Source organism: Pseudonocardia sp. HH130629-09, from assembly GCF_001294645.1.
GTDB lineage: Bacteria > Actinomycetota > Actinomycetes > Mycobacteriales > Pseudonocardiaceae > Pseudonocardia.
The window spans coordinates 130,745-145,390 of the sequence record NZ_CP011868.1; the positions used below are offsets into that span (position 1 = coordinate 130,745).

12 protein-coding genes are annotated in these 14,646 nt (G+C 75.6%); 8 read left to right on the top strand and 4 right to left on the bottom strand.

Going from position 1 to position 14,646, the window contains the following annotated elements; translation table 11 throughout:
* The first annotated feature begins 100 nt into the window (after positions 1-100).
* The 4 genes from XF36_RS00575 (at position 101) to XF36_RS00590 (ending at position 5,365) form a co-directional block, all read left to right on the top strand.
* Positions 101-3,031, top strand: coding sequence for an FAD-binding and (Fe-S)-binding domain-containing protein (locus tag XF36_RS00575; RefSeq protein WP_238589056.1), 2,931 nt, complete (start codon positions 101-103; stop codon positions 3,029-3,031).
* 86 nt (positions 3,032-3,117) lie between these two features.
* Positions 3,118-3,963, top strand: coding sequence for a patatin-like phospholipase family protein (locus XF36_RS00580; RefSeq protein ID WP_060710466.1), 846 nt, complete (start codon positions 3,118-3,120; stop codon positions 3,961-3,963).
* 76 nt (positions 3,964-4,039) lie between these two features.
* Positions 4,040-4,864, top strand: a complete 825-nt coding sequence (locus tag XF36_RS00585; protein ID WP_060710467.1) for an aldo/keto reductase — start codon at positions 4,040-4,042, stop codon at positions 4,862-4,864.
* A 183-nt stretch (positions 4,865-5,047) separates the two neighbouring features.
* Positions 5,048-5,365 (top strand): adhesin, encoded by a 318-nt coding sequence (locus tag XF36_RS00590; protein WP_060714309.1) that lies wholly within the window; start codon positions 5,048-5,050, stop codon positions 5,363-5,365.
* A 66-nt stretch (positions 5,366-5,431) separates the two neighbouring features.
* Here XF36_RS00590 and XF36_RS00595 read toward each other — a convergent pair whose 3' ends face one another.
* Together XF36_RS00595 and XF36_RS00600 are read right to left on the bottom strand one after the other, a co-directional pair.
* Positions 5,432-7,078 (bottom strand): ABC-F family ATP-binding cassette domain-containing protein, encoded by a 1,647-nt coding sequence (locus tag XF36_RS00595; RefSeq protein ID WP_060710468.1) that lies wholly within the window; start codon positions 7,076-7,078, stop codon positions 5,432-5,434.
* Between the two features lie 20 nt (positions 7,079-7,098).
* Positions 7,099-7,833, bottom strand: coding sequence for a dienelactone hydrolase family protein (locus tag XF36_RS00600; protein ID WP_060710469.1), 735 nt, complete (start codon positions 7,831-7,833; stop codon positions 7,099-7,101).
* A gap of 312 nt (positions 7,834-8,145) precedes the next feature.
* Between XF36_RS00600 and menD the strand changes: the two genes are divergently transcribed.
* A complete protein-coding gene (gene menD, locus XF36_RS00605) occupies positions 8,146-9,834 on the top strand; it encodes a 2-succinyl-5-enolpyruvyl-6-hydroxy-3-cyclohexene-1-carboxylic-acid synthase (protein ID WP_060710470.1) in 1,689 nt (562 codons plus the stop codon).
* Between the two features lie 33 nt (positions 9,835-9,867).
* Here the strand turns inward: menD and XF36_RS00610 are convergent, their stop codons facing one another.
* Positions 9,868-11,124, bottom strand: a complete 1,257-nt coding sequence (locus XF36_RS00610; RefSeq protein ID WP_060710471.1) for an isochorismate synthase — start codon at positions 11,122-11,124, stop codon at positions 9,868-9,870.
* A 96-nt stretch (positions 11,125-11,220) separates the two neighbouring features.
* Here XF36_RS00610 and XF36_RS00615 point away from each other — a divergent pair, with 96 nt between their 5' ends.
* On the top strand, positions 11,221-11,715 hold the full coding sequence (locus XF36_RS00615; RefSeq protein WP_145981217.1) for a DUF3592 domain-containing protein: 495 nt from the start codon (positions 11,221-11,223) through the stop codon (positions 11,713-11,715).
* A 60-nt stretch (positions 11,716-11,775) separates the two neighbouring features.
* Here XF36_RS00615 and XF36_RS00620 read toward each other — a convergent pair whose 3' ends face one another.
* Positions 11,776-12,618, bottom strand: a complete 843-nt coding sequence (locus XF36_RS00620) for an inositol monophosphatase family protein (RefSeq protein WP_060710472.1) — start codon at positions 12,616-12,618, stop codon at positions 11,776-11,778.
* 167 nt (positions 12,619-12,785) lie between these two features.
* Here XF36_RS00620 and XF36_RS00625 point away from each other — a divergent pair, with 167 nt between their 5' ends.
* Positions 12,786-13,946, top strand: coding sequence for a glycosyltransferase family 4 protein (locus XF36_RS00625; protein WP_060710473.1), 1,161 nt, complete (start codon positions 12,786-12,788; stop codon positions 13,944-13,946).
* Positions 13,947-14,264: 318 nt separating this feature from the next.
* Positions 14,265-14,639: a hypothetical protein gene (locus tag XF36_RS00635; RefSeq protein WP_060710475.1), complete on the top strand. Its 375-nt coding sequence runs from the start codon at positions 14,265-14,267 to the stop codon at positions 14,637-14,639.
* The last annotated feature ends 7 nt before the right edge of the window (positions 14,640-14,646 follow it).

Consider the following 14,646-nt stretch of genomic DNA (forward strand, 5'->3'; position numbering starts at 1 on the left):
CGGGTTCCCGTCGACGGGAGCGACCCGGGGACCGCGGGGTAGCGTCGGCTCCCAGCCCCGACCCGTCGCACGGGCCGGAGTCTGCGCCGAGAGGAGCCCCGTGACCACCGACAGCGCCGCGCGTCCCACCACCGCGAGGAGCGAAGGCGGATCGCGTTCGACCACCGCGTACCGCGCCCTGGAGAACGACCTGCGTGCCGCCATCGGCGGGGAGGTCCGGTTCGACGCGGGCAGCCGTGCGATGTGGTCGGCGGACGCCTCGAACTACCGGGGCGTCCCGATCGGAGTGATCGCCCCGCGCGACGCCGCCGACGTCGAGGCCGCCATGGCCGTGTGCCGCGCGCACGACGTCCCGGTCATGCCGGTCGGGTCCCGCACCTCCATCGCGGGCCAGGCCGTCAACACCGCGGTCGCCGTGGACTTCCGCACGCACATGGACGCGATCCTGTCCGTGGACCCCGACGCCCGCACCGCGACCGTGCAGCCCGGCGCCGTCTGCGACGCCGTGCGCGACGTCGGCAAGCCGCACGGGCTGACGTTCGGCCCGGACCCGTCGACGCACAACCGCTGCTCGATCGGCGGCATGATCGGCAACAACGCCTGCGGCTCGCACTCGGTGGCCTGGGGCAAGACCGTCGACAACGTCCGCGAGCTGGAGGTCCTCACCTACCGCGGCGAGCGGATCGTCCTCGGCGGCGAGGGCACCGAGACCGGCGCGATCCCGGACGCGCTGCGCGCACTGGGCACGAGGGTCGCCGGCGACGTCGAGAAGCACGTGCCCGAGCTGACCCGGCGGGTGTCGGGCTACAACCTCGACCAGCTCGTGCCGGGGAACGTGAACCTGGCGAAGGCACTGGTCGGCACCGAGGGGACCTGCGCGACGATCCTGTCCGCGACCGTCGACCTGGTCGAGTCCCCGCCCGCCCGCGCGCTGGCCGTGCTCGGCTTCCCGGACGCCTACCACGCCGCGGACAACGTGATGATCGTCCGCGAGCAGAAGCCGCTGACCATCGAGGGCATGGACGCCGGGCTGATCGCCTCGCTGCGGGCGCTGCGCCCCGACGAGACGACCAGCCGGATGCTGCCCGAGGGCAAGGGCTGGCTCTACGTCGAGACCGGCGGCGCCACCCGCGCCGAGGCCGAGGCCGCCGCGCAGGCCGTCGTCGACGCGATGAAGGCCTACACGACCGGCGCCGTCGTCGTCGGTGAGCCGAAGCAGATGGCCGCGCTGTGGAAGGTGCGCGAGGAGGGCGCCGGGCTGCTGACCCGCTCGCCCGAGGGCGGCGAGGCCTGGCCCGGCTGGGAGGACGCCGCCGTCCCGCCGGAGCGCTTCGGCGCCTACCTGCGCGAGTTCGACAAGGTCCTGGAGTCCCACGGCCGCAAGGGCATCTACTACGGCCACTTCGGCGACGGCTGCCTGCACGTGCGGATCGACTTCGACCTGCTCACCAAGCCCGGTGTGCAGAACTTCCGCGACTTCATGATCGCGGCCGCGGACCTCGTCGTCGCGCACGGCGGGTCGCTGTCCGGCGAGCACGGCGACGGCCAGGCCCGCGCCGAGCTGCTCCCGCGGATGTACCCGCCGCAGATCATCACCGCCTTCGAGGACTTCACGGGGATCTGGGACCCGGACGACCGGATGAACCCGGGTCGCGTCGTGCGCCCGGCGACGATGGACGAGAACCTGCGCGTCCAGCTCGGCATGCCGACCATGCCGGACGAGCCGAAGCTGGCCTTCGGCCACGACCGCGGCAGCTTCCACCGGGCGACCCGGCGCTGCCTGGGTGTCGGCAAGTGCGCCGTCGACACCGGCTCCGGGGTGATGTGCCCCAGCTGGAACGTGACCAAGGAGGAGAAGCACTCCACCCGCGGCCGCGCCCGGCTGCTGTTCGAGATGGCGAACGGCGAGATCATCACCGACGGCTGGCAGTCCGACGAGGTCGCCGAGTCGCTCGACCTGTGCCTGTCCTGCAAGGGCTGCAAGTCCGACTGCCCGGTCGGGGTCGACATGGCCTCGTACAAGACCGAGTTCCTCGCGAACCGCTACCACCGGAAGCTGCGCCCGCGCACGCACTACTCGATGGGTGCGCTCCCGCGCTGGCTGCGCGCGGTCGGGGTGCTTCCCGCCGCGGCCGTCGACGGGCTGAACCGGCTCGCGCAGGTCCCGTTCCTGGCGAAGGTCGCGAAGAAGGCGGGCGGCATCGACGCCCGCCGCGCCATCCCGCCGATCGCCCGGGAGACCTACACCGCCCAGGCCGCCCGCGGGCTGCCCATGTCGACGGTGCCGGACCTCGGTGTTCCGCCCGGCAGCCGCGGCCCGCTGCTGCTGTGGACCGACACCTTCACCGACCACTTCGACCCGGAGGTCGCCGCCGACGCCGTCGCGGTGCTCACCGGGCTCGGGTACCGGGTTGAGCTGCCCCCGCGCAACGTCTGCTGCGGCCTGACCTGGACCTCCACCGGCCAGGTCACTGCGGCCCGCCGGGTGCTGGCGCGCAGCCTGCGCGCGATCGGCCCGGCGCTCGACGCCGGGATCCCGGTCGTCGGGCTGGAGCCGTCCTGCACCGCCGCGCTGCGCAGCGACGCCGCCGAGCTCCTGCCCGACGAGCCCCGGGTGAAGGCCCTGAAGAACCAGGTGTCGACCTTCGCCGAGCTGCTGGCCCGGCACGCCGACGAGCTGTCCGCCGTCGCGGGCGAGGGCAACGGCGCGGCGCTGGTGCAGATCCACTGCCACCAGCACGCCGAGCTGGGCTCCGAGCCCGACCGCGCGGTGCTCGCGGCACTCGGCGTCGACGCCACCGTGCTCGACTCCGGCTGCTGCGGCCTGGCCGGCAACTTCGGCTTCGAGGACGGCCACTACGACGTCTCGATGGCGTGTGCCGAGCGGGCCCTGCTGCCCGCGGTCCGGGCCGCCGACGAGTCCGTGGCCCTGCTGGCCGACGGCTACTCCTGCCGCACCCAGGTCCGCCAGGCCGGCGAACGGGAGCCGGTGCACCTGGCCCAGATCGCGTACCGCGCTCTGCGAGGGTGATCGTCGGGAGTGAGGGGCCCGGTGCCGGATCCGGCACCGGACCCCTCACCCGTGGTGATCATGCAGGGCGCCGACGAGGAGGACCCATGTCCGACGAGCGACGGGCGCTGGTGCTGGGCGGCGGCGGGCTGACCGGCATCGCCTGGATGTACGGGCTGCTGGCCGGGCTCCTCGCCGACGGCGTCGACCTGCGGGACGCCGACCTCGTCGTCGGGACCTCGGCGGGGTCGGTGGTGGGCGCCAACCTGGCGGTCGGGCGTGACCCGGCCGCGCTCGCGCAGACCCAGCTCGCCCCGCCGTCCGGGGAGATCGCCGCGACCCTCGGGCTGCGGCTCGCGGTCCGCTACGGCCTTGCCGCGCTCGCCGGCCCGCGCGACGCGACCCGGGTGCGGGCCCGGATCGGCCGCCTCGCCCTCGACGCCGAGACGGTGCCGGAGGCGGATCGGATCGCGGTGATCCGGTCCCGGCTCGACGGCGCCGACTGGCCTGCCGACCGGGACCTGCGGGTGACCGCCGTCGACGCCCACACCGGCGCGTTCCGGGCCTTCGGCCGCGACGACGGCGTCGAGCTCGCCACCGCGGTCGCCGCCAGCTGCGCGGTGCCCGGCGTGTGGCCGCCGGTCACGGCCGCGGGCACCCGCTGGATCGACGGCGGGGCCCGCTCGGCCGCCAACGCCGACCTCGCCGCCGGGTACGCCCGCGTCGTCGTCATCGCGCCGCTCTCCCTGGGGCTCGGCGGGGCCGGGACGCCGCGGGTGCAGGCCGAGGCGCTCGGCGCGCTGGCCCGGGTCGCCGTCGTCGAGCCGGACCGGCGTTCGCGCCGGGCGTTCGGCCGCAACCCGCTCGACCCGGCCCGCCGTCCCGCGTCGGCGCGGGCCGGCCGGGCGCAGGCGGCGGACGTCGCCGCCGAGGTCGCACGGGTCTGGCGCTGAGCCGGGCCCGCATTCCCGCCGGAGACGGATCCCACGGGCCGGTATGAGCGCTCGCCGGTGCGGGTAGCCGACGGACATGACTGTTCCCACGATCAAGCTGAACGACGGCCGGCAGATCCCGCAGCTCGGTTTCGGTGTCTTCCAGATCGAGCCCGGTGACACCGCGGACAAGGTCAAGGCGGCCCTGGACCTCGGCTACCGCCACATCGACACCGCGCAGACGTACGGCAACGAGGAAGGCGTCGGCAAGGCCGTCGCCGACTCCGGCATCCCGCGCGATGAGCTGTGGATCACCACCAAGCTGAACAACGACGGGCACAGCCGCGAGGCCGCGGTCCGCAAGCTCGACGAGAGCCTCACCAAGCTCGGCCTCGACCACGTGGACCTCTACCTGATCCACTGGCCGCAGCCGAAGCAGGACCGCTACGTCGAGACCTGGCAGGGCCTCGAGGACGCGCAGAAGGCGGGCAAGGCGCTGTCCATCGGCGTCTCGAACTTCCAGACCGACCACCTCGACCGGCTGGCGAAGGAGACCTCCACGGTCCCGGCGGTCAACCAGATCGAGTTCCACCCGCGCCTGGTGCAGCGCGAGCTGCGCGAGTACCTCCAGCAGCACGACATCGCGCTGGAGGCGTGGAGCCCGATCGGCCAGGGCAAGGGACTGCTCGAGGCGCCCGAGCTGACGGAGATCGCCGAGCGGGTCGGCAAGTCCGCCGCGCAGGTCGTGCTCCGCTGGCACATCCAGCTCGGGAACATCGTGTTCCCGAAGTCGAACAACCCGGAGCGCATCAAGGAGAACTTCGAGATCTTCGACTTCGCGCTGAGCGAGGACGACATCGCCGCGGTGGAGAAGCTCCACACCGGCGAGCGCATCGGCCCGGACCCCGACGACTTCGGCTGATCCGCTCCCCACGACACCACGGCCCGGCCCCCTCGCGCAGGGGAGCCGGGCCGTCGTCGCGAGGAGAGTGATGCGTGTCACTCCAGCTGTTTCCGGTGGGCACGGCGCCGGTCGTCACCCGACGGGGGCCCGACCCGGGGCGAACCGGTGGACGTGGGCGCACACGTCCGTACGGTCGGGACGATGTTGGCGATCACCGAGAACGCCGCCGAGGCGATCAAGACCCTGAGCACCGACGCCGAGCTGCCCGAGGACGGGGGCCTGCGCATCTCCGCGCCGGACCCGGCGCAGGGGCTGGAGCTGGCCCTCGCGCAGGCGGGCGACGCGCAGGACACCGTGCTGCGCGGTGAGGGCATCACCGTCTTCCTCGAGCCGGCCGCGGCGGCGTTGCTGGACGACAAGGTCCTCGACGTCCAGCCCGTCGCGACCGAGCAGGGCGAGCAGGAGCTGCGCTTCGCGATCGTCGAGCAGTCCGAGGACGCGGACGCCCCGCAGACCTGACCCCCCGCCCCGACCGCGTCGTGGCCCCACCGGACACCGGTGGGGCCACGGTCGTCCCAGAGCGACTCAGAGTTCGGTGACGGTCCCCTCGCGGACGTCCCAGCGGCGGGTGGCGCGCACCGTGTCGAGCATCCGCCGGTCGTGGGTCACCAGCAGGACGGTCCCGTCGAACTCCTCGACCGCCCGTTCCAGCTGCTCGATGGCGGGCAGGTCGAGGTGGTTGGTCGGCTCGTCGAGCACCAGCAGGTTCACCCCGCGTGCCTGGAGCAGTGCCAGCGCCGCGCGGGTCCGCTCACCGGGCGACAGCGACGACGCCGTCCGCAGCACCTGGTCGGCGCCCAGGGAGAACTTCGCGAGCAGCGTCCGCACCTCGGACTCCGGCCAGTCCGGCACCTGTTCGCCGAAGGCGCGCAGCAGCGTCGCCTCCCCGAGGAACGCCCGGCGGGCCTGGTCGATCTCGCCGACCAGCACCCCTGAGCCGAGACCCGCCGAACCCGAGTCCGGGGTGATCCGCCCCAGCAGCAGCCCGAGCAGCGTCGACTTGCCCGCCCCGTTCGCACCGGTGACGACGACCCGGTCCGCCCAGCCCACCTGCACGGTGGCCGGGCCGAACGCGAAGTCACCGCGTCGCACCGCGGCGGCGTCGGCCCGCGCGACGACCGACCCGGACCGGGGCGCGGAGGCGATCTCCATCCGCAGCTCCCACTCCTTGCGGGGCTCCTCCACGACCTCCAGCCGCTCGATCGCCCGCTCGGTCTGCCGGGCCTTCGCGGCCTGCTTCTCGCTGGACTCCTGGCGCTGCGCGCGGACGTTCTTGTCCGGGTCCTTCGTTCTGCGCCGGGCGTTGCGCACGCCCTGGGCCATCCAGTTGCGCTGCATGACGGCGCGCTGCTGGAGAGATCCGAGCTTCCCCGCGTACTCCTCGTAGTCCTCGCGGGCGTGCCGCCGGGCCACCTCGCGCTCTGCGAGGTAGGACTCGTAACCGCCGTCGTAGACGTCGATCCGCTGCTGGACCAGATCCAGCTCGACGATCCGGTTCACCGTGCGTGCCAGGAACTCCCGGTCGTGGCTGACCAGCACGGTCGGCGTGCCCTGCCGGGCGAGGCCGCCCACGAACCGCTCCAGCCGCTCCAGGCCGTCGAGGTCGAGGTCGTTGGTGGGCTCGTCGAGGAGCAGCAGGTCGTAGCGGGACAGCATCAGCGCGGCGAGGTTCGCCCGCGCCGCCTGCCCACCGGACAGCCCGGTCATCGGGGCGTCCGGACCGACGGCCAGCCCCACCTCGCGCAGCACCTCGCCGGAGCGCTCGTCGAGGTCGGCGCCGCCGAGGGCCAGCCAGCGGTCCAGCGCGGCGGCGTAGCGGTCGTCGGCGCCGGGGGTGCCCGACGCCAGCCCCTCCGCCTCGGCGTCCATCGTCGCCTGCGCGTCGGCGACGCCGCTCCGGCGCGCCAGGAACCCGGCGACCGTCTCCCCGGGACGCCGGTCGGGCTCCTGCGGCAGGTGCCCGACGGTCGCGTCGGGCGGGGCCAGGGTCAGCGACCCGTCGTCCGCGGGCCGCGAGCCGGCCAGCACCGTCAGCAGGGTGGACTTGCCGGCGCCGTTGGCACCGACCAGCCCGATGACGTCGCCGGGTGCGACGACGAGGTCCAGCCCGGAGAACAGGGGTCGGTCGCCGTAGCCCGCGGCCAGGCCCGTCACGTGAAGGGTCGCGCTCATGTCGAGCGCAGACGCTACCCCTACAGGTTCGCCCCGAAGAGGCGGTGCAGGGCCTCCCAGTGCCGATGCTCGGCGTCGTCGTCGTGGGTGGGGGCGTCCGGCACCGCGAAACCGTGCGCGGCCGGGTAGGTCTCCAGGGTCGCCGACACCCCGGCGGCGGAGAACGCGTCGGCGAGGCGCTGCTTCTGCTCGTCGGGGAAGGAGGAGTCGTCGGTCGCGCCGGCCACGTACACCTCGGCCCGGATGCGGTCGGCGAGCCGGTGCACGCTGGCCGGGTCGTCGGTGGCGAGGTTGCCGCCGTGGAACGACGCCGCGGCCGCGACCCGCTCAGGCTGGGTCGCCGCGGTGCGCAGGCTCATCACCCCGCCCATGCAGTAGCCGGTGGTGCCGACCGCCCTGCCGTGGACCTCGGGGCGCGCCAGCAGCGCGGTCACCCAGGCCTCGGCGTCGGCCGCCACGAGCTCGGGCGTCAGCGACCGCACCATGCCCATCAGCCGTTCCCGCTCGGGCTGGTCGGAGAACACGGTGGCGAAGTCGAACGGGGCCCAGTCGCCGTGCCGGTGGTAGACGTCGGGCAGCAGCACCGCGTAGCCCAGCGACGCCAGGTGCGCGGCCATGTCGTGGATGGCCGGCCGGACACCGCCGGCGTCGGGGTAGAGGATCACGCCCGGCCACGGGCCGTCGCCGTCGGGGGTGTGCAGCCAGGCGGCGGCGTCGCCGTCGGGGGTGCTGATCCTTAAGTCGGTGCGCGACATTTCTCCGGCCTCCCGGTGATGAACGACGGGTCGACCCCGTTCTACGCCCGGCGAACCGCGTCCGCCCGAGCGCGACGCGGTTCGGGCGGTACGTACCGGATCAGGTCCTGGGCGGCGCGGTCCTGATCGCCCAGAACCCGCGGTGTTCCGGCTTGCCGGGCTCGGACACGGTCCCTCCCCATCGACGGACTTCTGCGCCTGCGTCACGGTAGGGCCCTCGTGGGATGGTTTCACCGGTTCCGGCCGGATCGGTACCGGCCTGGTGCGGACCGCGGTCACCGCGCCGGTACCGTCGTCGCGAGGGGTGATGGGGTGAACGGCTCGACCGCGCAGGCGCGCGTCCTCGTCGACGAGCTGGCGCGAGCCGGTGTCACCGACGCGGTCCTGTGCCCCGGATCCCGCAACGCACCACCCGCGTTCGCGCTGGCCCGGGCCGACGCGTGCGGCACGGTCCGGCTGCACGTGCGCATCGACGAGCGCGCCGCGGGCTTCCTCGCGCTGGGCCTGTCGCTGGCGTCGGGCCGCCCGGTCCCGGTCGTCGTCACGTCCGGGACGGCGGCGGCGAACCTGCACCCCGCGGTGCTGGAGGCGTCGCACTCGGGGGTCCCCCTGCTGGTCCTGACCGCGGACCGGCCGCCGGAGCTGGTCGGCACCGGCGCCAGCCAGACCGTGGACCAGTCCGGCCTGTACGGCGGCGCGGTGCGCTGGGCCGGCGCGCTGCCGGTGCCGTTGGGCAGCACCGAGCCGGAGGCGCGGCGCTGGCGGGCGGTCGTCGCGCGGATGCTCGCCGCGGCCACCGGTGCCGGCGCGGGTGCCCCCGGCCCGGTGCACCTGGACCTGCCCTACACCGACCCGCTCGTGCCCGACGACGACCCGGCCGGGCCGGGCACCGGGCAGCACGACGCCGGTCCGGCGGGCACGGACCTGCCCGCCGGGCGACCCGGTGGCGCGCCCTGGACCGCGGTGTCCCGCCCGGTCCGCACGCTGCCGCCGCTGGAGCTGGACCCGGGGGCGCGCACGCTCGTCGTCGCCGGGGCGGGCGGGCCCGCGCCGGACCCCGCGCTGCTCGGCGGGGCCCCGCTGGTCGCGGAGCCGTCCTCGCGCTGGTGGCCGCACACGCTGCGCACCGGCCCGTGGCTGCTCGGCCGCCCCGGGCTGCGCCCCGCCCAGGTCGTCGTGCTCGGCAGGCCCACCCTGCACCGGGGGGTCGCCGCGCTGCTGGCCGACCCGTCGGTGGCGGTGTTCGCCGACCCCGGCCCGGACGGCGCTCCGTGGACCGACGTCGCCGGCACGGTCCGGGCCGTCGGCGCGCTGCCCGCGCTGTCCCCGTCCGAGGACTGGGTGCGGTCCTGGCGCGACGCGGACCGGGTCGCGGCCACGTCCCTCGACGCCGCGCTCGACGACGGTACCGCCGCGGGTGCGCCCGGCCTGCGGCTGGCCCGCGACCTGGTCGCCGCCCAGCCCGACGGCGGGCAGCTCGTCCTCGGCTCGTCGAACCCGGTGCGCGACGTCGCGTTGGCCGCCGTGCCCCGCCCCGGGCTCACCGTGCGGTCCAACCGCGGCGTCGCGGGCATCGACGGGACGGTGTCGACGGCCCTCGGCGCCGCGCTCGCGCACCCGGGCCCGACGGCGCTGCTGCTCGGCGACCTCACGCTGCTGCACGACACCACCGGGCTGGTCGTCGGACCGGGGGAGCCGTCCCCGGACCTGACCGTCACCGTCCTCGACGACGACGGCGGCGGCATCTTCCACCTGCTCGAACAGGGCGGCCCGGCGCACGCCCACGCCTTCGAGCGGGTCTTCGGCACGCCGACCGGGGCGGACGTCGTCGCGCTGGCCCGGGCGGCGGGCTGGGCGGCGACCGACTGGGGCGGCGACGCGTGGGAGCTCGCGGCCCGGCCCGGTTCGGGACGGCGGCTGGTCCGGGTCGCGGCGCGCCGCGACGGGCTGCGCGACGCGCACGCCGGGCTCCGCCGGACGCTCGCCGCGGCGCTCGACTGAGCCCTCCGGGCCCGCGTCGCGGCCGGTCTGGGCTCAGCCCTCCAGGGACTCGCGGACCGCGCGCATCTTGGCGGCGGCCTCGCGCACCTCGCCGTCGGGATCGGAGTCGGCGACGATCCCGCACCCGGCGAACAGCCGTGCCGTGCGTCCCTGGAGTTCCGCGCAGCGCAGCGCGATGCCCATCTCGCCGGCGCCCTCGGCGTCGACCCAGCCGACCGGGCCCGCGTAGCGGCCGCGGTCGAGACCCTCGATCTCGGAGATCAGCCCCGTCGCGTCCGGGGTCGGGGTGCCGCCGACGGCGGCGGTCGGGTGCACGGCGCCGACCAGCGTCAGCAGCGACGCGGGCCGGGACGGGTCGAGGCGGGCGTGCACGTCGCTGGACAGGTGCGAGACGTTCGGGAGGGTGAGCACCGTCGGCGCGTCCGGCACGTGCAGCTCGGCCACCAGCGGGCGCAGCGACTCGGCGAGGGAGTCCACGGCGTAGGTGTGCTCGCGGCGGTCCTTCGACGAGCCGATCAGCGCGCCCGCGGTGTCGGCGTCCGGTCCGGACCCGGGCCACATCGTGCCGGCCAGCACCCGCGACTCCACGGTGCGCCCGCGCAGCCGCAGCAGCAGCTCGGGGGTGGCACCGACCAGGCCGTCGACGGCGTAGCTCCAGCACGTGGGGTAGCGCCGGGCCAGCCCGCGGAGCAGGAACCGTGGATCCAGCGGGCGGTCGGCGACGGCGAGCAGGTCGTGCGCGAGCACCACCTTCTCCAGCTCCCCGTCGCGCATCCGCCCGACCGCCGAGGCGACGGCGGCCCGGTACCGGTGCGCGGAGACCTGGCCGTCGGCGTAGCGCAGCCGTCCGCTGGGACGCACCGGCGACGGGACCGGCAGCCTGCCGGGAGTCTCCGGGGCGTCGGCGGTGGTGATCTCGGTGATCCAGGCTCGGTGCCCGCGCCGTCCCACGATCACCCGCGGGACGACGAGCACCGAGCCCGGGCAGCCGTCGGCGAAGGTGAACGAGGCGAACGCGAGGGCGCCGGTGCCGGGGAGGCGGACGTCGTCGTAGCCGGCGCCGGTGTCGAGCCGGTCGACCACACGGCGCCACCAGCGGTCGGCCTCGGTGAAGCGTTCGGGCCCCGACGCGGTGAACCGGGCGACCTCGCCCCAGCCGACCACGCCCTCGCCGTCGCGCACCCAGGACAGCGCCCCGGCGTCGGCGGGCAGCACGTCCAGCAGCCGCCCGTCGAGTCGCAGGGGGCGTGTCCGGACGCGCAACGCGGTGCTGGCCGGTGCGACGGTCACCCTTCGAGAGTAGGCAACCTCCGCCGGGGAGGCTGGCGTGAGGGGGCGAGGCACCGGACACCCCCGGGTGTCGGCGCGATCCTAGAATCGGGTCCCGTGACCAGTCCGAGCGGCCGTCCCACCGGCGATGTGCTGACCGAGACCTCGGCCGTCGCGGCCCGGCTGCTCCGCCGGACGCGGTACCACCTGCCCGAGATCGTCCTGGTCGTCGCGCTGGTGTGGACGCTGGTCGCGCTGGCGGCGCTGGGCGGTGCGTTCCTGGAGGACGCGGCGATCGACGGCAACCGCGGCACCACCGCCGCGACCGTCCTGCCGGGCTCGGACTACTGGCGCACCCTGGTCAGCTTCGTCGACGACGAGGGCCGGCTGCAGACCCCGGCCGCGGGCATCTCCTACCCGGTCGGGCTCACCCCGGGCGAGAACATCTACGTGGAGTACGACACCGCCGACCCGACGCACGTGCGTGTCGCGGGTCGCACCGCCGTCGACGGGATCCTCCCGATCGCCGGGCTGATCGCGGGCGGCTGGGTCCTCCTCGGGCCGCTGTACGTGTGGCTGCGCCGCCGCCGGGCCCGCACCGGCACCGTCTGAGGCCGCCGACCCGGCCCGCGCCGCCCGGCCGTGTCGGGCGTTGGGCAGCGATGTCGTGCTTCAGCCCCGCCAGAGCGCCCCGACCTCGGCGGCCACCTGCGGCGCGACGACGAGCAGCCCGTCCTCGGGCAGCGGTGTCGACCGGCCGTCGCGGCCCAGCACCAGCGCGCCGGCCTCGGTGGCCAGGCAGAGCGCCCCGGCGATGTCCCACTCGTGGTAGCGGGTCAGCACCGCGGCGACGGCGTTGCCGAGCGCGACCTGGGTGATCGCCAGCGCGGCGGAGCCGAGCACCCGCACGCCGACGTGCGCGGCGCGGGCGCGCTCGACGAACCCGGGCTCGGGATCCTCGGCGCAGATGAGCGACCCGGCGACCCGGGCGGTGCGCCGCTCCGGCACCGGCACGCCGTTGGCCCGGAAACCGCGCCCGCGGGCGGCGGCGTAGATCTGCCCGCGCCCAGGGTCGGCGACGACGCCCACGGCCGGGCCGTCGCCGTCGACCAGGGCCAGGCTGTAGGCGCACCAGGGCAGGCCCGCGACGTAGTTCGCGGTCCCGTCGACCGGGTCGACGACCCAGCGCAGCGGCGCGGTGTCGGCACCGACGTCGGCGCCGAACTCCTCGCCGACGACCGGGCAGCCGGGAAACTCCGCGGCCAGCACCCGGCGGGTGTGCCGCTCCAGGGTGCGGTCGGTGTCGGTGACCCAGTCGAAGGGGTTGGCCTTGGCGGAGGCGTCGAGGGACCCGGTGTGCTCGCGACCGAGCGTCGCGGTGATCACCTCGGCGGCGTCGTTGGCCAGCCTGCCCGCGGTCTCGAGGGCACGGGAGAGCAGCGCCGGGTCCACCGGCCGGGGGGACGGCACCGGGGGTGGCACCGTGTGTGGCGGGGTGTGGGGCACGGCGGTCATACGACCCGAGTGTCCGGGCGGGTGATGTCCCGGCGACGACGCGCGGGTGTCCACCTTGTGCCGGACGTGCCAACTCGTGACCCGCCCACCCGATGTTCGCCCAGGGTTGGGTGGTTGATCACGCCAGGGACCCGACCCGCTGTCCCGACCCCGTCACCGTTCCGGCCGTGCGCGTCGCAATCGTCTCGGAATGCTTCCTGCCGGTGGTCAACGGCGTCACCAACTCGGTGCTGCGGGTGTGCGAGCACCTGCGGGCAGGGGGTCACGACGTCGTGGTGATCGCGCCGGGTACCGGCGAGCCGGACTCCCACGAGGGGATCCCGGTCGTGCGGATCCCGGCCGTCGAGCTGCCGGTGGTGAACTCGATGCCGGTCGGGGTGCCCAGCAGGCGGATCCTGACCGCGCTGCGCCGGTTCCGGCCCGACGTGGTGCACCTGGCGGCGCCGTTCGTCGTCGGGGCACGGGGGCTGGCGGCGGCGCGGCGCCTCGGCGTGCCGACGGTCGCGGTCTACCAGACCGACGTCGCCGGGTTCGCCTCCGCCTACGGGCTCGGGCTGACCGCGCGGGCCGCGTGGCGCTGGACCTGCCGGCTGCACGGCATGGCCGACCGGACCCTCGCGCCGTCGAGCTGGGCGACCGGGGCGCTGCGCGAGCGCGGCGTCCCGCGGGTGCACCAGTGGGCGCGCGGCGTCGACACCCGCCGGTTCACCCCGTCGCGGCGCAGCGACGCACTGCGCGGCCGGCTGGCCCCGAACGGCGAGCGGCTCATCGGGTTCGTCGGCCGCCTCGCCCCGGAGAAGCAGGTCGAGCGGCTCGCCGTGCTGGGTGAGCTGCCCGGGACGCGGCTGGTCGTCGTCGGTGACGGCCCCAGCGCCGACGGGCTGCGCGAGCGGCTGCCGTCGGCGGCGTTCCTCGGGCACCGCGGCGGCGACGAGCTCGCGCAGATCTACGCGAGCCTCGACGTGTTCGTCCACACCGGACAGGCCGAGACGTTCTGCCAGGCCGTGCAGGAGGCGCTCGCGTCGGGCGTCCCGGTCGTGGCGCCCGACGCGGGCGGCCCGCGCGACCTCGTGCTGCCCGACCGCACCGGCTACCTCGTGGCACCCCGTCCGGACGGCGGAGCGCCCGGCGACCCGGCCACCGACGCCGCCGACCGCGAGCTGGTCGCCGCGGTCGCGGCGCTGTGCGAGCCGCAGCGCAACCGGGAGTTCGGCCTGGCCGCCCGCCAGTCGGTGCTGCGCCGCACCTGGACCGCGGTCGGCGACGAGCTGCTCGCCCACTACGGCGAGGTGCTCCGCGCCGCGGCGCCGGAGCGCGTCGCGGCCTGATCGTCGGGGCCTGATCGCATCGCAGCCCGATCGTCGGCCCGATCGTCGTGGCCCGACCGGGCCGGCTCCGTAGTCGTGCGGATCCGGGGACACGGCAGTTCGGCGACGGTGGGTCCATGAGCCGCACCGTCGTCGTCGCGCCCCGTGGCGAGCTCGCCACGGTCGACACCTCCGCCGCCGTCCGCCTGATGTCCCACCTCCTCGACCCCGCGCCCACGGTCCGGTCCGCCGCCCGCGCCGAGGTCCTCGACGCCCCGCACCGGCAGATGCCGCCGGTGCTGTTCGCCCTGTCGGAGAACCGTCGTCGCCGACGGCGAGATGGGCGAGGCCGCCCGCTGGTTCTACGCGGGCCAGCTGCGCGCCCGCTACGACGCCTGCCGCTGCACCGACACCACCGCGGCCCAGGCGCTGGCGGTGTTGCGCGACCGGTTCGGCGAGCCGGTGAACCGGTGGGCCTTCGCCGACCCGGCCCGGGTCCGCCGCGCCGCGATCCGCGCCGTCGCCTGGGACCGGGCGGCGCCCCACGACTACGACCACCGCTGGATCGCCCTGCACGGCATGGGCGCCCTCACCGGCGACGGCACCGGGGTGGCCACGCCGTCGGCCGAGTGGGCCGGCGTCGCCGCCCGCGTGCGCGCGGAGTACCTGAGGGGCCTGCGCGAGGTGCTGCGCGAGCAGTTCGGTCAGCGGTGAGGGTCGG